The 19,398-nt window shown below is 66.3% G+C and carries 18 protein-coding genes; 14 read left to right on the top strand and 4 right to left on the bottom strand.

Annotated elements, in window-relative coordinates; all coding sequences use genetic code 11:
* Nucleotides 1-36: 36 nt before the first annotated feature.
* The gene (locus tag ACZ5IQ_RS18300) at nucleotides 37-2,133 is read right to left on the bottom strand and encodes a 3'-5' exonuclease (RefSeq protein WP_464480059.1); all 2,097 of its coding nucleotides are present in this window, start codon (nucleotides 2,131-2,133) and stop codon (nucleotides 37-39) included.
* A gap of 583 nt (nucleotides 2,134-2,716) precedes the next feature.
* Here ACZ5IQ_RS18300 and ACZ5IQ_RS18295 point away from each other — a divergent pair.
* Together ACZ5IQ_RS18295 and ACZ5IQ_RS18290 are read left to right on the top strand one after the other, a co-directional pair.
* Entirely contained in the window at nucleotides 2,717-3,358 is a 642-nt protein-coding gene (locus ACZ5IQ_RS18295; RefSeq protein WP_244602324.1) for an HNH endonuclease, read from the top strand.
* Between the two features lie 557 nt (nucleotides 3,359-3,915).
* Nucleotides 3,916-5,112, top strand: coding sequence for an IS30 family transposase (locus ACZ5IQ_RS18290; RefSeq protein ID WP_135357029.1), 1,197 nt, complete (start codon nucleotides 3,916-3,918; stop codon nucleotides 5,110-5,112).
* Between the two features lie 21 nt (nucleotides 5,113-5,133).
* Here the strand turns inward: ACZ5IQ_RS18290 and ACZ5IQ_RS18285 are convergent, their stop codons facing one another.
* Nucleotides 5,134-6,225: an IS630 family transposase gene (locus ACZ5IQ_RS18285; protein ID WP_036429724.1), complete on the bottom strand. Its 1,092-nt coding sequence runs from the start codon at nucleotides 6,223-6,225 to the stop codon at nucleotides 5,134-5,136.
* 112 nt (nucleotides 6,226-6,337) lie between these two features.
* Between ACZ5IQ_RS18285 and ACZ5IQ_RS18280 the strand changes: the two genes are divergently transcribed.
* The 8 genes from ACZ5IQ_RS18280 to ACZ5IQ_RS18245 all read left to right on the top strand — a co-directional run bounded on the left by ACZ5IQ_RS18280 (nucleotide 6,338) and on the right by ACZ5IQ_RS18245 (nucleotide 14,524).
* Nucleotides 6,338-7,885, top strand: coding sequence for an IS1182 family transposase (locus ACZ5IQ_RS18280; protein WP_135357805.1), 1,548 nt, complete (start codon nucleotides 6,338-6,340; stop codon nucleotides 7,883-7,885).
* A 251-nt stretch (nucleotides 7,886-8,136) separates the two neighbouring features.
* Nucleotides 8,137-8,517, top strand: a complete 381-nt coding sequence (locus ACZ5IQ_RS18275) for a PPOX class F420-dependent oxidoreductase (RefSeq protein ID WP_133427185.1) — start codon at nucleotides 8,137-8,139, stop codon at nucleotides 8,515-8,517.
* Nucleotides 8,514-9,404 (top strand): formyltetrahydrofolate deformylase, encoded by an 891-nt coding sequence (gene purU / locus ACZ5IQ_RS18270; RefSeq protein WP_205848870.1) that lies wholly within the window; start codon nucleotides 8,514-8,516, stop codon nucleotides 9,402-9,404. The genes ACZ5IQ_RS18275 and purU overlap by 4 nt, the downstream gene beginning before the upstream one ends.
* Nucleotides 9,405-9,408: 4 nt before the next feature.
* Nucleotides 9,409-9,801 (top strand): PPOX class F420-dependent oxidoreductase, encoded by a 393-nt coding sequence (locus tag ACZ5IQ_RS18265; RefSeq protein WP_061002374.1) that lies wholly within the window; start codon nucleotides 9,409-9,411, stop codon nucleotides 9,799-9,801.
* Nucleotides 9,802-9,835: 34 nt separating this feature from the next.
* On the top strand, nucleotides 9,836-10,324 hold the full coding sequence (locus ACZ5IQ_RS18260; RefSeq protein ID WP_133427186.1) for an FxsA family protein: 489 nt from the start codon (nucleotides 9,836-9,838) through the stop codon (nucleotides 10,322-10,324).
* Between the two features lie 21 nt (nucleotides 10,325-10,345).
* Nucleotides 10,346-11,962: an amidohydrolase gene (locus ACZ5IQ_RS18255; RefSeq protein WP_464480058.1), complete on the top strand. Its 1,617-nt coding sequence runs from the start codon at nucleotides 10,346-10,348 to the stop codon at nucleotides 11,960-11,962.
* Nucleotides 11,955-13,763: an apolipoprotein N-acyltransferase gene (gene lnt, locus ACZ5IQ_RS18250; protein WP_464480057.1), complete on the top strand. Its 1,809-nt coding sequence runs from the start codon at nucleotides 11,955-11,957 to the stop codon at nucleotides 13,761-13,763. Before ACZ5IQ_RS18255 ends, lnt begins: the two co-directional genes overlap by 8 nt.
* A complete protein-coding gene (locus ACZ5IQ_RS18245) occupies nucleotides 13,763-14,524 on the top strand; it encodes a polyprenol monophosphomannose synthase (RefSeq protein ID WP_020103190.1) in 762 nt (253 codons plus the stop codon). The genes lnt and ACZ5IQ_RS18245 overlap by 1 nt, the downstream gene beginning before the upstream one ends.
* A 53-nt stretch (nucleotides 14,525-14,577) precedes the next feature.
* Here the strand turns inward: ACZ5IQ_RS18245 and rbpA are convergent, their stop codons facing one another.
* Nucleotides 14,578-14,913, bottom strand: coding sequence for an RNA polymerase-binding protein RbpA (gene rbpA / locus ACZ5IQ_RS18240; protein ID WP_155898818.1), 336 nt, complete (start codon nucleotides 14,911-14,913; stop codon nucleotides 14,578-14,580).
* 128 nt (nucleotides 14,914-15,041) lie between these two features.
* On the opposite strand from rbpA, the gene ACZ5IQ_RS18235 reads away from it, so the two are divergent.
* The 4 genes from ACZ5IQ_RS18235 to ACZ5IQ_RS18220 all read left to right on the top strand — a co-directional run bounded on the left by ACZ5IQ_RS18235 (nucleotide 15,042) and on the right by ACZ5IQ_RS18220 (nucleotide 18,623).
* On the top strand, nucleotides 15,042-15,368 hold the full coding sequence (locus ACZ5IQ_RS18235; RefSeq protein WP_029119937.1) for a hypothetical protein: 327 nt from the start codon (nucleotides 15,042-15,044) through the stop codon (nucleotides 15,366-15,368).
* A gap of 32 nt (nucleotides 15,369-15,400) precedes the next feature.
* Nucleotides 15,401-16,039 (top strand): DNA-directed RNA polymerase subunit beta, encoded by a 639-nt coding sequence (locus tag ACZ5IQ_RS18230; protein ID WP_318986294.1) that lies wholly within the window; start codon nucleotides 15,401-15,403, stop codon nucleotides 16,037-16,039.
* Nucleotides 16,040-16,314: 275 nt separating this feature from the next.
* Nucleotides 16,315-17,775, top strand: coding sequence for an ATP-binding protein (locus tag ACZ5IQ_RS18225; RefSeq protein ID WP_464480056.1), 1,461 nt, complete (start codon nucleotides 16,315-16,317; stop codon nucleotides 17,773-17,775).
* Complete coding sequence (locus ACZ5IQ_RS18220; protein WP_318986296.1) at nucleotides 17,772-18,623, top strand: patatin-like phospholipase family protein; 852 nt, start codon at nucleotides 17,772-17,774, stop codon at nucleotides 18,621-18,623. Before ACZ5IQ_RS18225 ends, ACZ5IQ_RS18220 begins: the two co-directional genes overlap by 4 nt.
* A gap of 18 nt (nucleotides 18,624-18,641) precedes the next feature.
* Here ACZ5IQ_RS18220 and ACZ5IQ_RS18215 read toward each other — a convergent pair whose 3' ends face one another.
* The gene (locus ACZ5IQ_RS18215; protein ID WP_244872863.1) at nucleotides 18,642-19,385 is read right to left on the bottom strand and encodes a hypothetical protein; all 744 of its coding nucleotides are present in this window, start codon (nucleotides 19,383-19,385) and stop codon (nucleotides 18,642-18,644) included.
* Nucleotides 19,386-19,398: the final 13 nt, after the last annotated feature.

Below are 19,398 nucleotides of genomic sequence, written 5' to 3'. Positions count from 1 at the left end.
CCGGACGGCGTGGTGGGGGTCGGCGTCGTGATCGCTTCACTCGCGTCGGATTGTGGCATCAAGGAATGCACTCGGCGTGCCGTTCCACGTGACCACCAAATCCTCCCGCGCACGTGTGCAAGCCACGAACAGCAGGCTGCGTTCGCGCAATAAGTCCAGCGCGTGGGCTTGTTTGTCAACGTCGGCTGCCCGCACCGCGTTCGGCAATGGCACGGCACCATCGCTGACACCGGCGACTACGGCACACCGGAATTCCAGTCCCTTCATCCGGTGCATGGTTCCCACTGACACCGAGTCGCCACCAGAGTTTGAAAGGGCGCGGACGGGGATGCCCCGTGACCGCAACTCTTCGGAGATGCGCTCGGCGTAGAAATTGGTCCGTGCTGCAATGCCGATTTCACTCGCGGCCACATCGCCCTGCAGCCAGCTTTCCACCGTGTCGGCGATGCAGGTCAATTCCTGCTGGCGAGTGGTGAACCCGCGTAATGTCGGCGCCTCGCCGTGGACCTCTGACCGGCAGCCAGCGAGCGTGTCGAGTCCTTCATCGAGATCGTCGATCGGCTCCCCTCGCATTATGCCCAGGCTCCATGCCAGAATCTCGGCAGTCGTGCGGTAGTTGACCTTCAATCGACTGGATCTGCCGGCGATGTGGATGCCGAGTGACCGCAGGCTTGCGTAGTTGTTGTAGATCCGCTGGTGTGAATCGGCGGCAACGAACATGTCGTCGGTGCCGACTGGGGCAACGGCACGCAGCAGGCGCCACTGCATCGGGCTGAGGTCTTGCCCCTCGTCGACCACTACGTGTCGGAATGGCTTGGTGCCTTTTGCCTTCGCTATCCGGACCGCCTCGCGTAGCACGGACTCGTGCGTCCAGAGCTTGCGTTCGCGTAGCGTGACGTCGAAGGCATCCATAATTTTCCATACCGCCTGGCGCTGTCGGCCGGACAGCGCGACACCTCGACCCGAGCGTCGCGTGTCGAGGTAGTCGTCCGGCGTTTCTAGATTCTGCGCGAGCACGACGTCACGCCATTCTTGGCTGACGAAGGCCGGTGTGAACCCTGCGCCGCGCTGCTCAATGACTTCTTGCCACAGCCCCGCCTGTTGAGCGTCATTGATGATGGTCAGGTGTCCGTGTTGCTCGCGAACCAGCTGATTGGCGAGTTTGTCGATGTGCAAGATGTCAATTCTGTGGCGAGCATTGGTGTCTCGGCCGGGTGAATCTGCGAGAAGGAGGAGGCTTGCGTCCAACGCGGCCGACAGTGTGGACGTGAACGTTGTGAGGAGTACACGTCCGTCATTGCGTTCTGCGAGTCGATAGGCCCGGTGCAGCGCGACGACGGTCTTGCCTGTTCCGGGGCCGCCGGTCACTCGGGCAGGGCCGGAAAATTGCTTGTCCACCAACAACTGCTGGGTGGGGTGTAGGAACACTCGCCAGAGATCCAGAGGGCGTTCGAACACCGCCATCAACTCGTCAGGCCCATCAACGACGACTATGCGACTGTTGGTGCGTTCCACTGCGGCGTCGACATCATTGATGTCGATTTCCGTCGGAGTGTTGGCAGCGACCTCAGCCCAGACTTCATCGGGGGACAGGCCTGCGGCGAGGCCGCATAGTACGTCCCACTGAGATTGTGGCAGAAGTGTTTTCGCTGCATCCAGTTGGGCGACCTCTGTAAGCGTGCGTGCAAACTTGATGACTGAATCATCGATGCCCAACTGGGTGAGCACGCTGTCCTTAACATGCGCAAAGATTGGTTCGGATGCCCTCTGCTCGGATTGCATGGAACTCAGCTCGTCCAGCGCTGTGACATCTCGGAGTTCGATGGCGCCCGTCGCCGAGTTGATAGATACCGAGCGGCGGGACGCCCATTCGTAGGCCTCGTCGTGCCCACGGACCGTCAGCAGCGTGTAGATGTCGCCGTCATCCTGCTTGAGCACGACCCCGCGCCAGTAGCCGTCGATCCGGATCGAGTGCAAGCGCTTGTCTCTTGCCGACTTGATCGGCTCCAGGTGAATGCCGGTGTGTGTCGCCTCGGCGAACTTCCCGAAGACCTCACGGACCTTTGCGGCCACAGGTCGGTCCAGTTTCGCGAATTCGAGCAGGAAGTCTCTGTCGATGCCGAGTCGGGCCATTGCAGTAATTCAACTCCTTCAGTCACATGAACCGCATATGCCGGTAACCGACAGTTGCATACCGCACTGACAGAAGCCGGCCTGCCTCCGTTTGTCGCGCGATCGGTCTTCCTGGCCGTGCCAGATTCGATTCGTCGGGTGCTCGACGTACCACGTGCCTTTCCGGGCGCTGCGTCCACGGCCTGCGCCGTTGCCCGCAGCGTCGATTACTTCCGCTTCGGAGGTGAATCCAGTCGTGTATCCGTAATAGATATGCAAGTCGGGGAGGCCGTCCCCTCGGACGGCCCGAATGTACGGCTTGTCCGGCGAGGGAACGGCCCGGTAGTCGACGATGCCGACTCGACCTGTGAACCGGCGGATGAATGGATGGTTTTCGGCGGGAATCCGCACCGCGGCCAGAGCTGCCACGAGTGAATCGGCTGGATCGGCAGATGTCATCGGTACCGGTGGCCCCACATTCCTGTCGCTTCTGTCGGCAACCGACCGAAGCCCCTCGGTTGTTCCGACAGTATCCGGATGACGGGGTGCGCCGTTGCCAGGTCGGTTAATCTTCCTTGGAGTAATTTGGACCAGGGCGGAGGTCATGGGCGAACACATGCGGCCATCGGCGGACGGGTGTGGCGCGCTTGAAGCTGTATGCGCTGAGTTGGCTGCAAACGGCGCCTTCGCCGCCCGGCACATCATCAGCAGTCGCTACCCCCACGCGCCCGTCGAGGTGGCGGCCCGCAGGTATTCCGATGCCCAGAAGCTCGCCGTGTTTCGCCGGGACGGATTCATCGATCGGTACACCGGGCAGCGGCTCGTCAATCCGGGGGTGTTGCGCCTCATCCACGTTCTTTTGCCAGATGTGTTCCTCTTTCACCCGAATTGGAAGATGACTGAAACGCACATCGCATTTTGGGAACTGCTGCCGACCATCGACCACGTCATTCCCGTTGCCCGTGGTGGTGCGGATGACGAATCAAATTGGGTGACAACGTCAATGCGCACCAACAGAGCGAAGGACATGTGGACAGTCGCCGAGTTGGGGCGGGACCTTCACCCCAAGGGCGATATCTCCGTGTGGGACGGGCTCACCGGCTGGTTCGTGAAGTACCTCACCGACAACCCGCTTCCGGGCGCAGACACGAACTCCCAGTACGTGCGGTCGTGGTTCAAGGTAAGTCGCTGCGATTCGGCGTTCGCGCCCAACTTGGCCAACCCCGTCGTCAACCAACAGCCCTGACACGCATTCGCCCTATCGCGCGTGCGGGACCCCGGATGCGTTCGCGAACGCAACTGGGTGGCGCAAATCCCGCCTGAATCTCGCCGTGCAGTTGCGATCGTGGGCCGAATGTCCCGTAGTGGCCACGAGATGGACGAAATGGTCGCTCGCGGGCAGGCGGGTTCACACGGTCGTCGCAACACTCATGAATGTGAGGGGTTGCGGCGATCGTGTCGTTTTCGGGGGAACGTTCTCGGCGTGATGATCAGCTAGCAAAGCTGATCGACGAGGGCGTGTCGGTGCGGGAAGCGGCGCAGGCATTGAGGTTGTCGGAGCCACGGGTGTATGCGATCTTGCGGGCGATGGGGCAGCCGCTGGGTCCACTGAGACCGGGCATGTGTGGCGTTGATCCGGTTCAGGTGGCCGATGTGTTCATCAAGACCGGCTCGGTGAACGCGGCCGCCAAGGCGGTCGGTCGGGCGCATTCCACAGTTCGGAAGGTGCTCGTTGATCAGGGCTTGATCGAGCCCGAGCGGCAGCGGCGGGGTAAGTCCGCTGCGCGGGCTCGGTTCTTTGCACTGCTCAATGAAGGTTGGTCTGTCACGCGGGCGGCCCGTGAGGTTGAGGTCCATGTCAAGACAGGCCAGCGTTGGCGGTACGGGGACCGGCGAGTCGGCAACACGCGGGTGCATCCCGATGGCACGGTCAGCGATGCCGCCACCGGCAGGCGGTACACACGACCGGTGAAAACCCGTGCAGCCCATATTGAAACCACATCTGATGACGAGTCGGCTAGCAGGTATTTGCAGCTTGCTGATCGGCTGGCGATCGCTGATGGACTGGCCGCCGGGCTGGCCCGCACCGCGATCGCCGACATGATCGGCCGGCATAAGTCCACGGTGTCCCGCGAAATCACCGAGCGCAGTATCGAGGGCCTGTATCTGCCGTATCAGGCCGATGCGGCGGCCGCAGTGGCCCGGTCACGGCCGAAAGAGTCCAAACTGGTCACCAACCAGAGGCTGCGGGAACAGGTCGAACAGGGGCTGGATCAGCGGTGGTCCCCGGAAGAGATTTCGCATCGCCTGGTCAAGGACTTTCCAGACGACGAGAGCATGCGGGTGAGCCACGAAACGATCTATCAAGCCCTGTATTTTCAGGCCCGTGGTGGGCTGAAAAAGGAAGTGGCTCAAGCACTTCGGTCCGGCCGCACCACACGCAAACCGCAACGCAAACCCGGCGAACGCTACCAGCGGTTCGTCGACCCGATGCTCATGATCGCCGACCGGCCCGACATCGAGGATCGGGCGGTACCCGGGCACTGGGAGGGCGACCTGATCATGGGTGAACTCAACAAGACCGCGATCGGCACCCTGGTCGAACGCACCACCCGCTACACGATGCTGGTGCACCTGCCCGGCAGCCATGACGCTGAAACGGTTCGCGACGGGCTGATCGCCACCATGATGACCCTGCCCGAGCATCTGCGGGGATCGCTGACCTGGGACCAAGGCGCCGAGATGGCCGGACACAAGGGATTCACCACAGCCACCGACATGCAGGTCTACTTCTGCGATCCGGCCAGCCCGTGGCAGCGCGGCACCAACGAGAACACCAACGGCCTGCTGCGCCAGTACTTCCCCAAAGGCACCGACCTGAGTGTGTTCGGACCCGAAGACCTCGAACACGTCGCCCAGCAACTCAACGGACGCCCACGTAAAACGCTCGACTGGGACACCCCAGCCGAGCGCTTGCGTGATCTACTACTGACTCGATAACCAGCAGTGTTGCGACGACCCCTAGTGTCCTGCGCCGGGAATTCGTTGAAGATATGAACCGAGTCGTTCGAAGATCTCGTCGGCGGTCTTGGTCCAGTTGAACGGGCGGGGGTTGTCGTTCCAGTCTGCGATCCACTCGCGAATGTCCTTCTCGAGGGCCTGAATTGAGCGGTGAACGCCGCGGCGCAGTTTCTGGTCGGTGAGTAACCCGAACCACCGCTCGACCTGGTTGAGCCACGACGAGTAGGTCGGGGTGAAGTGCATGTGGAATCGGGGATGGGCGGCAAGCCATTTGGTTACTGTCGGCGATTTGTGCGTCGAGTAGTTGTCGCAGATCAGATGGACGTCCAGGTCAGCGGGCACGGTGTTGTCCAACTTGGTCAAGAACTTCTTGAACTCGATCGCGCGGTGCCGGCGGTGAATCGAGCCGTAGACCTCGCCGGTGGCCACATCCAGGGCGGCGAACAAGGTGGTGATTCCGTGCCGCACGTAGTCATGGGTGCGGCGCTCGGGCATGCCGGGCATCATCGGCAGCACCGGCGCGCTGCGATCCAAGGCCTGGATCTGCGATTTTTCATCGACGCAGAGCACCAGTGCCTTCTCCGGCGGGTCCAGATACAACCCCACGACGTCACGGACCTTGTCGACGAACTGCGGGTCGTTGCTGATCTTGAAGGTGTCCACCTGATGCGGCTTGAGGCCGAACGACTTCCAGATCCGTCCGACCGTTGACTTCGACAACCCGGTCTCAGCCGCCATCGAAGACCGCGACCAGTGCGTGGCGCCTTTGGGTTGACGCTCCAACGTGGCCACGATCAGCTGCTCGACCGCCTCGTCGGTGATCTTGCGCGGCGCACCAGGACGCGGCTCATCGGCCAGACCCTCCAGTCGCGCCTCCAGGAACCGTCCACGCCATTTGCCGACCGTTTGCGGCCACACACCTTCATCAGCGGCGACTTCCTTGTTGGATTTCCCTGCCGCGCAACCCAACACGATCCGACAACGTTGGGCCAACGCCTGCGAGGACTTCGATCGACGGGCCCACCGCTGCAACGTCTCACGTTCGTCGTCGGTCAACACCAACTCGACTACCGGCCTACCCCTGGTTCCCACCCGCCAATTCTACAATTAATCAACTAATTTACGGCGCAGGACACTAGGAGTCTGCTGAATTAATCGGGTGTGGCGCCAGGGGTTGTCCTGGGGTTTCACCGATGATTGAGGGGTGCAGGGTCGCTCTGATGATCAGCGTGAGTTATTGGATGCCGAATCGGTGGCCGGGCATCTTCTGAAGCCCGACAGCGTGTTTGCGTTCCTGGCGGCCCATCGCCACGAGCTGTTTCCCGAGGAGATGTTCGCTGATCTGTTCCCGTCGCGGCGGGGCCGACCCAGCGTGCCGGCCGAGGTGATGGCCTCGGTGATCACACTGCAGGCTTTGCACGGGTTCTCGGACAACGACACGGTGGATGCGGTGACCTTCGATCTGCGGTGGAAAGCTGCGTGCGGGTTGCCGGTCACCGCGCCGGCATTCCACTCCACCACGCTGACCTATTGGCGACGCCGGCTCGCGGCCTCAGATCGCCCCAACCGGATTTTCGAGGCAGTGCGAACCGTGGTCGCGCAGACCGCGGTGTTGGCGGGCAAGACCCGGCGGGCGTTGGATTCCACGGTCCTCGATGACGCGGTGGCCACCCAGGACACCGTGACTCAGTTGATCGCCGCGATCCGCCGGGTGCGCCGTGAGGTTCCTGGTGCCGCCGAGGTGATCGAAAACCATTGCACCGCGCACAACTACGACGACCCGGGTAAACCAGCGATCGCCTGGAACGACAAAGCCGCCCGCGATCAGCTCATCGACGCACTGGTCACCGACGCGCACCGGCTGCTGGGGCATCTGCCCGAGCAGGAGCTGGGACCGCGGGCCGCCGAAGCGGTGGCCCTGCTGGCGTTGATCGCCGGCCAGGACGTCGAACCGATCGAGGGTTCTGATGGCACCGACGGGCAATGGCGCATCGCCCAGAAAGTCGCCCCGGACCGGGTCGTCTCAACCGTGGATCCTGATGCCCGCCACGCCCACAAAACGGTGCACCGCCGCCAAGACGGCTTCAAGGCCCACATCGCGATCGAACCCGATACCGGGATCATCACCGACTGTGCCCTGACCAAAGCCAGTGGCCCGGATAACCACGAAGCGGTCGTCGGGCTGGGGCTGCTCCAGGATGAGAATGCCCCGGTGCGGGTGCTCGGTGATTCGGCCTACGGCACCGGCGCCACCCGCGCCGCATTGGCAGAAATGAACCATGTGGCGGTGATCAAACCGCTGCCGCTGCGGGCCCCGGTGCCCGGCGGGTTCACCAGCGATGACTTCGCTATCGATTTCGATGCCCGCACCGTGACCTGCCCGGCCGCACACACCGTCACCATCACGCCCAGCGGTGGCGCAAAATTCGAAAAATACTGTCGCTCATGCCCGTTGGCGGTTCAATGCACTACAGCAGTACGGGGACGCAAACTCACCATCAGCGAACATGAACCGCTGATGCGTGCCGCCCGCGCAGCAGCGCGCACTCCCCAGTGGCGGGACGAGTACCGCCAACACCGGCCCATGGTGGAACGCTCCATCGCCTGGCTGACCCGCGGCAACCGCAAAGTCCGCTACCGCGGCACCATCAAAAACGACCACTGGCTGCACCACCGCGCCGCCGCTCTCAACCTGCGCCGGCTGATCACCTTGGGCCTGACGCACACGGGCACCACCTGGGCCATCGCCTAACGGCAGGGCGACCAACCTCCTGCCACCCCAGGCAACCGATGCCACAGTCGATGGTGGCGGGGCGATCTCGCATCTATCGACCTCGGGGTCTGACTTCACCCACGCGCCAACGAGCGCTTGAGACGCTCCGCCCCAAACCCAACTAATTCAGCAGACTCCTAGAAACCGCCGCACAGAAAGCGACCATTTCGTCAATCTCGGCAGGTGACCGGGGACGGGCTGGATGGATGACCTTGGATTATGGTTGCGCCATGGCCCTCACCTTCGCCGATGTCGCCACCGCGAACTACGTCCTGCTGACCACGTTCACCAAGGACGGCCGGCCCAAGCCGACCGCCGTCTGGGCGGTCCCGGACGGTGACCGGCTGCTGGTCATCTCCGAGGCCAAGGCTTGGAAGGTCAAGCGGATCCGGAACACCCCGCGCGTGACGGTCGCCAAGTGCGACATGCGCGGCAACCCGAAGAGCGAGGCCGTCGAGGCGACGGCGGCGATCCTGGACAAGTCGCAGCTGGGCACGGTCTACGACGGCATCGGCAAGCGCTACGGATTGCTCGGCAAGGCCTTCAACTTCTTCTCCAAGCTGCGCGGCGGCATGGAGAACAACGTCGCGCTGGAGCTGCGGGCGGCGTGAGTCAATTCCCTGCCGGCGCGCCAAAGCTGCCGCGCCACAAGGACATCGGGCGGCTACTGCTGAACTGCCCGGATCGTCGTGGTGTCATCGCCGCGGTGTCGACGTTCCTGACCCGCTCCGGCGCCAACATCATCTCGCTGGACCAGCACTCGACGGCTCCGGAAGACGGTGTCTTCCTGCAGCGCACCGTCTTCCATCTGCCGGGGCTGGCCGCGGCGCAGCCCGACCTGGAGCGCGAATTCCAGGCCGTGGCAGACGAATTTCACATGGACTACCGGTTCGCCGACGCGTCCAAGCCGAAGCGGGTGGCGATCATGGCGTCGACCGCCGACCACTGCCTGCTCGACCTGCTGTGGCGCAACCGTCGCGGCGAACTCGACATGACCGTGGTGATGGTGATCTCCAACCACGCTGACCTCGCCGAGCAGGTCCGGGCGTTCGGGGTGCCGTTCGTGCACATCCCGGCCAGCCGCGACATCCGGGAGCAGGCCGAACAGCGCCAGCTCGAGCTGCTCAAGGGCAACGTCGATCTGGTGGTGCTGGCCCGCTACATGCAGATCATCACGCCCGAGTTCCTCGGGGCCATCGGCTGTCCGCTGATCAACATCCACCATTCGTTCCTGCCGGCGTTCGTCGGCGCCACGCCGTACCGGCGGGCCAAGGAGCGCGGCGTGAAGCTCGTCGGCGCCACCGCGCACTATGTGACCGAGGACCTTGACGAGGGCCCGATCATCGAGCAGGACGTGGTGCGCGTCGACCACACCCACAGCGTCGAAGAACTCGTTCGCCTGGGCGCCGACGTGGAACGCGCGGTGCTGTCCCGGGCCGTCCTGTGGCACTGTCAGGACCGGATCCTGCGCCACGGCAACGAAACCGTGGTCTTCTAGAGCCATGGCTCCGAAGTTCGAAGACGTGTACCGCGAGAAGTACCTGTTGCTGACCACCTTCACGAAGGACGGCCGGCCCAAGCCGACGCCGGTCTGGGGCGTGCCGCACGAGGGCAAGCTGCTGATCAGCACCGACGACGGCTCGTGGAAGACCAAGCGGATCAAGAACACGCCGCGGGTCACCATCCAGAAATGCGGCGCGCTCGGAAAGGTCAAGGGCGAACCGGTCGAGGCCATCGCACGCAACTTGCCGAAGTCCGAGACCAAGCGCGTTTTCGACATGGTGACCAGGCGCTACTGGTGGCACGCCTGGTGGTGGATTCCGCAGGCCATCATCCGCGGCGGTGTCGACAAGGTGCACGCCGCCATCGAGGTCGAGCCGCTTCCCGGCGGCTAGGAACCAATTCCGGCGTTTCCGCGTTGTCCAGTGCATGGCGATGCGACTATTTCTGGTTTATGCCCTGGTCGAGGTCGCGGTGCTGGCAGCCCTGGCCTCGACCATCGGTGTGGCTTGGACGTTGCTGGCGCTGCTGGCCACTTTTGCCGTCGGCCTGGCCATCGCGGGCACGCAGATCACCCGGCATTTCAGCAGGTTGTCCGACGCGCTGAGCGCTCGATCCGCCGACCCGACACTGGCCACCGACAGCCTGTTGGTGGCGCTCGGCACGGTCCTGGTCGTGGTGCCGGGGCTGGCCAGCTCCGTACTCGGCGCGCTCATGCTGGTGCCGTTCACCCGGCGCGCGGTGCGCCCGGCGGCCAACGCCCTGTTCGGCCGTCGGCTCACCCCGATGGATTTCCCGACCCAGGTCATCTACATCAACCACGACGAGCGTTACCGCGGTCGCGGTGAGTACATCGACGGCGAAGTGATCGAGGTCATCGACAGCTCACCGGTCGCCGCGCAGCGGCACGCCGGCTGAACGGACTAACCTGTCACCTTCGTGACCACCTTTGCGACGACGCTGCTGCTGGGCGGTCGTATTCACAGCCCTGCGGCGCCCGACGCCACCGCGATCGCGATCCGCGACGGCGTGGTGGCCTGGCTCGGTTCCGATGACGTCGGCCGGGCACTGCACCCCGACGCCACCGTCGTCGACCTCGAGGGCGCGTTCGTGGCGCCGGCGTTCGTCGACAGCCACGTGCACCTGACCGCCACCGGGCTCACCGTGGTCGGGCTCGACCTGCGTACCGCGACGTCGCTGCCGCATCTGCTGACCTTGCTGACCGAGCACGCCGCGCGGCACCCGGACGGCGTCATCTGGGGCCACGGCTGGGACGAATCCGGCTGGCCCGAGCGCGTCGTCCCGACCACCGCCGACCTCGACGGTGTCGTCGGCGGGCGGCCTGCCTACCTGGCCCGGGTCGACGTGCACTCGGCCGTCGCGACGACCGGCCTGCGGCAGCTGGTGCCCGGGCTCGCCGACGCCGCGGGCTTCTCCGCGCAGGGACCACTGACCGCCGACGCCCACCACCGCGTACGTGCCGCGGCCCGCGAGCTGCTCAGTGCGACGCAACGCCGTGACGCCCAGCGCGCCGCGCTCGACCTGGCCGCCCGCAACGGCATCGTCGCGGTGCACGAGTGCGCGGGCCCCGAGATCGGTGGTCTCGACGACTGGGCCGACCTGCGCGCCACCGAACACGGCGTCGACATCGTCGGCTACTGGGGCGAGGCCGTCGCCGACGCGGCCGCCGCCCGCGACCTGATGGCCGCCACCGGTGCCCACGGTCTGGCCGGTGACCTCTTCATCGACGGTGCGCTGGGCTCGCGCACCGCCTGGCTGCAGCAGCCCTACACCGATGCACCCGGCTGCTGCGGCAACACCTACCTGGACACCGACGCCGTCACCGCACATCTGCTGGCCTGCACCGAGGCCGGCATCACCGCGGGCTTCCACGTCATCGGCGACGCGGCGGTCGCGACCGTCGTCGAGGCCCTCGACCGGACCGTGGCGGCGTTCGGGGCGCCTGCGGTCGCGCGCTGCGGACACCGGCTGGAGCACCTCGAGATGGTGGACGCCGAACAAGCGCGCAAGCTCGGTTCCTGGGGCGTCGTCGCCAGCATGCAGCCCAATTTCGATGCGCTGTGGGGCGGCGCCGACGGCATGTACGCCCAGCGTCTCGGTGTCGATCGAGCGCAGGGTTTGAACCCGTTTGCGCTGTTAGCATCGCAAGGCGTGCCCCTCGCCTTCGGTTCGGACAGTCCTGTCACCAGCATCAATCCGTGGGAATCGGTGCGTGCGGCCATCAGCCACCGCACGGCGGGCAGTGCCATCTCGGCACGGTCGGCGTTCCTGGCGGCCAGCCGCGGCGCCTGGCGGGCCGCCGGCATCCGCGACGGGCTGACCGGGACGCTGGTGCCCGGTGCCGTCGCGTCGTACGCCGTGTGGCAGGTGCCCGGCGGCGCCGACGCCCTCGACGTCACCGCGCCGGCCGACGCCGTGCAGCGCTGGTCCACCGATCCACGGTCGCGGGTACCGGCGCTACCGCCGCTCGGACCCGACGACGAGCTGCCGACCTGCCTGCAGACCGTCCACCGCGGTGAGCTGATCCATGGCTGAGAGCATGGAAGGCACAGCAGAGAGCGAAGGCACCGAAGACACCGGAGACACCGAGGCGCCCCGGGAAACCGAGGTGGAGCCGGAGGCCCCCGCAGAACCGGAGCCGGCGCACGGCCCGGGTCGTGGCGCGCGCATCGTCACCGGCCTGAGGCGGTTCTTCGAACCTCGATTGATCCGGCTCGCCGCGGCCGTCGTGGCCGGTCTGTTGCTGTGCGCGAGCTTCCCGCCGTTCGACCTCTGGTACCTGTCGTTCGTCGCACTGGCATTGCTGGCCTGGGTTCTGATCGACGAACGCACCACGCCCGCAGGCGGTTTCGGTTACGCCATGCTCGCCGGCCTGGTGTTCTACGTACTGCTGCTGCCGTGGATCAGCAACTTCGTCGGCCCCGTGCCATGGCTGATGCTGTCGGCGCTGGAGGCGTTCTTCATCGGGGTGTTCGGCCTGACCGCGGTCATCGTGCGGCGCCTGCCGGCCTGGCCGCTGTGGTTCGCCGCGCTGTGGGTGGCGGCCGAATGGCTCAAGTCGACGGTGCCGTTCGGCGGCTTCCCGTGGGGCGTCGTGGCCTTCGGCCAGACCGACAGCCCGCTGCTGCCGCTCGCGCAGCTGGGCGGTGCGCCGCTCGTGTCGTTCGCGGTGGCGCTCATCGGTTTCAGTGCGACGGCCATCGTGCTCGAGGCGGTCAGGCACTGGCGTCACGATCACCGCACGGGTGCCGCGGCGCCGCCGGAGGTCTTCATCCCGGGCATTTGCATCGCCGTGGTCCTGCTGCTCACCGTGCTGGCCTGGCCGCACGTCCGCAAGGCCGGCGCCGGCGCGGGTGATGATCCGGCGATCAACGTCGCCGCCGTCCAGGGCAACGTGCCGCGTCTCGGCCTGGACTTCAACGCCCAGCGCCGCGCGGTGCTCGACAACCACGTGCGCGAAACCAAACAGCTGGCCGAGGACGTCCGCGCCGGCCGCGCGCCGCAACCGACGGTGGTGATCTGGCCGGAGAACTCGTCGGACATCGACCCGCTGGTCAACGCCGACGCCGCGGAACTGATCTCGGCCGCGTCCGCGGCCATCCACGCCCCGATTCTGGTGGGCACCGTGCTGGCGGCGCCGGAGTACACCCCGGAGCACCCGGTGACCACCAACTCGGTGATCGTGTGGAACGGGACCGACGGGCCGGGGGAGCGCCACGACAAGGCCATCGTCCAGCCGTTCGGCGAGTATCTGCCGTGGCGCAGCTTCTTCCGGCTGCTGTCGCCGTACGCCGACCGGGCCGGCTACTTCGTACCTGGCCACGGCACCGGCGTCGTCACCGCCGCGGGCGTGCCGATCGGGGTGACGACGTGCTGGGAGGTCATCTTCGACCGTGCCGCCCGGCAGTCGGTCCTGGGCGGCGCGCAGTTGCTGGCAGTGCCCGCCAACAACGCGACGTTCGACGAACCGATGAGCGTGCAGCAGCTGGCGTTCGCCCGGCTGCGCGCCGTCGAACACGACCGGTACGTCGTCGTCGCGGGCACCACCGGCATCAGTGCGGTCGTCGCGCCCAACGGCCAGGTCCTCGAGCGCACCGAGTTCTTCCAGCCCGGTTACCTGGACCGGCAGGTGCGGTTGAAGACCGATCTCACGCTCGCCACGAGATGGGGACCGGTCATCAACGGCGTCCTCATCGGGGTCGGCGTTTCGGCTCTTCTGGCAGCCATGCTGCACAATAGGAACCTCGTGCGCCGCCGCCAGGCGGCCGCGGCAGATCAGGACGGCAGCCCGGCTGCGCCTGACACCGACACCGACACCGAGAGCGAACAGGGGTAATGACCATGGGCGACGACCGTCCGAGTCAGCGCACGCTGGTCATCATTCCGACCTACAACGAGCGCGAGAACCTGCCGTTGATCGTCGGCCGGGTGCATGCCGCCCGCCCGGACGTCCACGTTCTCGTCGTCGACGACGACAGCCCCGACGGCACCGGTCAGCTGGCCGACGAGCTCGCGCTGGCCGATCCCGACCGCGTGCATGTCATGCACCGCGCGGGCAAGGGCGGTCTGGGCGCCGCGTACCTCGCCGGATTCGCATGGGGCCTGGGCCGCGGCTACAGCGTGTTGGTCGAGATGGACGCCGACGGCAGCCATGCGCCGGAGGAGCTGTACCGCCTGCTGGACGCCGTCGATGCCGGCGCCGATCTGGCTATCGGCTCGCGCTACGTCCCGGGCGGCGCCATCCGCAACTGGCCGCATCGCCGGCTCGTCCTGTCGCGCACCGCGAACACCTACGCCCGGGTGCTGCTGGGCGTCAAGATCCACGACATCACGGCCGGTTACCGTGCCTACCGGCACGACGTGCTGGAGAAGATCGGCCTCGACGACGTCGATTCGAAGGGCTACTGCTTCCAGATCGACCTGACGTGGCGCGCCATCAACGCGGGCTTCACCGTCGTCGAGGTGCCCATCACGTTCACCGAGCGCGAACTGGGTGTGTCGAAGATGAGCGGGTCGAACATCCGCGAGGCCATGTCGCAGGTGGCGAAGTGGGGTATCCGCGGCCGGCTGGACCGGGCCCGCGGCGTCGTCCGCTAGTCACGCAGACAAAGAAAGCCCCGCCTCACGGCGGGGCTTTTCTGTTGGCGCGATCAGCCGCGGCGGCGGGTCTTGATCAGCTCCAGGCGCTCCTTGAGCAGCTCTTCGAGCTCCTCGATGGAACGACGCTCGAGCAGCATGTCCCAGTGGGTACGCGGCGGCTTGACCTTCTTGGGCTCAGGAACGTCACCCTCGATCAGGGTGCCTTCCATGCCGTTCTTGCACGCCCAGGTGCCGGGGATCTCCGCGTCGTCGGCGAACGGAACTTCGAATTCCTCGCCGTTGTCGGTGCGGTAGCGGGCCACCTGCCGCGGTGCCAGGTCATGGTTGCGGTCGGTCTCGTAGCTCACAGCTCCGAGGCGACTGCCTCGCAGGACACGATCAGCCATCGAAAATCACTCCCTTGGTATAGCGACAGGGAATCAACGCAGGCCAGCGCCGTGAAGTTCCCGACTCGATTGTCCATGATACCGGGGTTCGGCCGCCCGCCGGATACAGTCACGATCGTGAGGCGGACATGAAGCGCTCGAAGGCCCAGCCGTGCCGGTGGTGTGGCCGGGAGGTGGCCGACGCGGGCATGGGCCGTCGTCGCCAGTACTGCCGTCAGTCGTGCCGGCAGCGGGCCTACGAGCAGCGGGCGATGGTCAAGGGCACCAACCTGGCCGAGGACTCGGTGGTGCTCAGTGCAGAGGAAGCGGCGGCGCTCTCCGACCGCGTTTATCAGGTACGGTGTGCGGCCGAGGACGTTGCGACCGCAGTTGCCGAAGGCGCCGGACCCACGGAATTGAAAGAGCTGTGTGAGGTGCTGCTGCAGGCCGCCAAAGACGCCGACGGATGGCGCTGACGGCGCGCACCGCGGCGGGAAAGAAATAGTGCATGACTGACGACCGTCGGCGGGTACACAAGCCGACCAAGTTCCTGGGCCGCGGCTTCGAGGCGTTCCACGACGTCGAGGATCCCGTCCAGGACAGTCGCGTCGCCCACGAGACCGCGGCGGCGCTGCTGGAACGTGTGCGCAGCTATCCGGACCCTGACGTGGTCTCCCGGCTCGTGGCGTACACCGATGAGCACGGCATCGAGACCATCGCCGAGTTGTGGGCGGGTGCCGGGGCACGCAGCCTGCCCGGTGCGCTGTGGCGCGTCTATCTGCTGCGGCTGTCGATCCGCACCGACCCCTACTCGGCCAGCCTGATGTTCGGCCGCGGCACGGAGGTGCTGCATTCGATCGACCCCGTGGTCGCGGGTGCGGAGACGCCCGTCGGGCCGACCGAGATCCGTGAGCTCGCCGACCGGATCCTGCGCGGCGTCTTCGAGGGTGATTTCGCCGTGGCGCTGGAGCGCGCGGCAGCCTATTGCCGCGTCAGTGCGGCCGGCTGCACGAGCCTGGCCGAGGACGCGACGACGACGGCGCCGGAGCGCGCCGCAGAGCTGACCGACCGCGCGGTGACGTTCACCCGGATCGCCAACGAGCTGCATGCCGCAGCCGGTTTGTGGCGCACCGATTCGCTGGATTGACGCTGTCGCCGACACTGTCGGCCGAAGGCGCTGGAGAAGTTAAAGCCAGACCGCAGAACGCCTCTCGGCGGTAGGCCGCTCGTGGCGGCGAAATTTGGGGCCCGGGGTTACTGCGGCCTGGCGCTGTTCACTCTAGCGGATGTTCCGGTGGGGTGAGCAATTCCGTGACGGGCGCCACGGGGCGTCGACGCCTCCGGTGCGGGACCGCGAATGACGCAGATGGGATTGACCCGAATGACCGCGGCACATCGGCCCGGCGGGCTTAGTGTGTCGGCGTGACAGACGTCGGTGATGACCTGCAGCAGTGCCTACCCGAGGAGCTGAAGGCACTGTTCCTTTTCGAGTCGTTGTCGGACGAGCAGTTGGCGCAGCTCTGTCGCGCCGGTCATGTCGAGGTCTTCGGCCCGGGCCCGGTCATCACCGAAGGTGACCCCGTCACGCCGCTGCGGGTCCTGATCGACGGCGAGTTGGTGCTCTCGAAGCGCGCCGGCGGCCGGGAACTGGAGATCGACCGAACGTCGCAGCCCGGCGTCTACTTCGGTGCCCGGTCGGCGTTCAGCCCCGTCGGGCACGGCCGGAACCGGTTCTCGGTGCGGGCCACCCGGCGGACGCGCTTCTTCGTCATGCCCGCCGACGAATTCGGCGATTTCGTCAAGACCCAGTTTCCGATGGCTGTTCATCTCATCGATGGACTGGCGGAGACCGCGGAGAAGCAGCACCGCGTCGCCGACGAACGGGACCGGATGCTGGCGCTCGGACAGCTGTCGGCCGGACTGACGCACGAACTCAACAACCCGGTGGCGGCCGTCGTCCGCGCCGCAACCGACCTGCGCAGCCGGCTGGATGCTCTCCTGGTGCCCCTGATGAACGGCGAATTCGGCAGCGCGGCAACGGCTTTCCTGGTCGGTGCGCAGACCGACGTGATCGCGAAGGTCGCTGCTGTGTCGGCCCGGCCGCTGTCGGCGATGCAGGCCAGCGACCTCGAGGACGAGGTCGGGGACTGGTTGTCCAGCCAGGGCATAACGGACGCCTGGGACATGGCGCCGACGTTCGTCGAGGCCGGACTGGATTGCGACTGGCTCGAACAGCTGGTGCCGGCCGGCCAACGACCGGACTGGTTGCCGCGTGCGGTGGCGTGGCTGCGGCACCGGGTCGAAACCGAACTGTTGACGCATCAGATTCATGAGGCGGCCCAACGGATTTCCGGCCTGGTCGCCGACGTCAAGCAGTACACCCAGCTGAACAGCGCGCCGTTCCAGTTCGCCGACGTCGACGCGCTTCTGACCAGTACCCTGCGGATGTTCGCCGGGCGGATCGGCGCGGGCACAGCGGTCGAGGTGATCACGGACTTCGGCCCGTCGATACCCGAATTGCTCTGCTATCCAGCCGAACTCAATCAGGTGTGGACGCACCTCATCGAGAACGCCATCGCCGCCATGCGGCCGGCCGGCTCGGGCAGACTCACGGTGCGCAGCCGATTCGAGGACGATGCGGTCCGGATTGAGATCAGTGACACCGGCAGCGGGATTCCGGCCGACATCCGCGGGCGCATTTTCGACCCGTTCTTCACCACGAAACCGCTCGGCGAAGGGACCGGCCTGGGCCTGCACCTGGCCCGGCAGATCGTCGTCGACCGGCACCGCGGGGAGCTGTTCGTGGCCTCACAACCGGGCGACACCACGTTCGTCGTGCGGCTTCCGTTACGACCCGCGCCGGAGGACGGAGAGGGACCATGACGACGGCGTTCGTGCTGTCCGGCGGTGGCAGCCTGGGGTCCATCCAGGTCGGCATGCTGCTGGGGCTCGCCGAGGCCGGCATCAAGCCGGATCTGATCGTCGGCACCTCCGTCGGTGCCCTCAACGGCGGCTGGATCGCCGGGCGGTCCGACCACGACGGTGCCCTGGCGCTGGCCGACCTCTGGCGGACGCTGTCGCGCCGCAAAGTGTTCCCGACCAGCCCGAGTATGGGACTGCTGGGGTTCCTCGGGCGCCGGCCGCATCTGGTCTCCGACATCGGGATCCGCACCCTGCTGCGGCAGAATCTGCGGTTCCGCCGGCTGCAGGACGCGCCGACGCCGCTGCACGTGGTGGCCACCGACGTGCTCTCCGGGCAGGACGTCCTCCTGTCGTCGGGCGACGCCGTAGACGCGATCGTCGCCAGCGCCGCCATCCCGGCGGTCCTGCCGCCGGTGCGGATCGGCGGACGCGATCTGGTCGACGGTGGCGTGGTGAACAACACACCGCTGTCCTATGCGGTGGAACTGGGCGCGACCGAGGTGTGGGTGCTGCCGACGGGTTACTCGTGCGCCATGCCACAACCGCCCCGGGCGGCGCTGGCGATGGCGATGCACGCGTTCACGCTGGCGATCAACCGGCGGCTGGCGACGGACGTCGAGCGGTTCGAGGCATTGGTCGAACTGCATGTGGTGCCGCCGTTGTGTCCGGTGCGGGTGTCGCCGATCGACTTCTCCCGCTCGGGTGAACTCATCGAACGGTCGCTCGAGTCGACGCGACGCTGGTTGCCGACCACCCGCCCCGAGGTGGGGCAGGCCGAGCTGCTGGAACCGCACCGCGACTGCGGCTGAATCCGGCGTACCGGGGCCCTACTTCAGCACGTTGACCGCACGCGCGATGACGAGCGCGGTCGTCGAGATCGAGACCAGCGACTGCAGCGTCATCATCATCTTGGCCCACCGGGACAGCGGCATGGTGTCTGTGGGCGAGAACGCCACGACGTTGGTGTAGCTGACGTACAGGTAGTCGACAAATGTTGGGCGCCAACCGGGTTCGGCGTTCTGCGGATCGCTCATCTGGGGGAACTGGAAGTCCGGGTACGGGTCGTCGCCGGACCGCCGGGCGAACGGCCCACCGCGGTCCAGCTCCCAGAACCAGATGCCGAACACGATGACGTTGGTGATGAAGATCGCCGCGCCGCTGCCCAGCAACAGCCCGGCATTGTTGGAGACCTGACCGGACAGGATGTGGACGTCGAGGACGATCGCCGACGTCGTGTTGTCGGCGGTGATGGCCGCCGTCAGCAGCCACATCGCCCACTTGCCGACGGTGGTCTCCCGGGACATCCGCACCGGGTTGATGATCAGCAGCACGACCACGAGCAGGAGTTCCAGGCCGATCAGCGGCCAGCGGGGCACCACGGTGTACTGCTCGGGGACGGACCATTGCAGCAGGACCGCGCCGAGGATGGCGGCGATCACCGGTAGCCGGTTCTCGGGCGCGCCGGGCCGCAGCCAGGACGGCACGTGGTGTTCCGCGCTGCTCGTCAGGCGGTGGGTGCGCTCGACGAATGTCCTGACCGCCGGCGGCAAGGGTTCTGGAGTGGGGTCCATGCGCTCAGTTTTG

Source organism: Mycobacterium toneyamaense, from assembly GCF_055384815.1.
The sequence above is the reverse complement of the archived record's forward strand: the minus strand, read 5'-3'. Positions and strand labels throughout refer to the sequence as shown.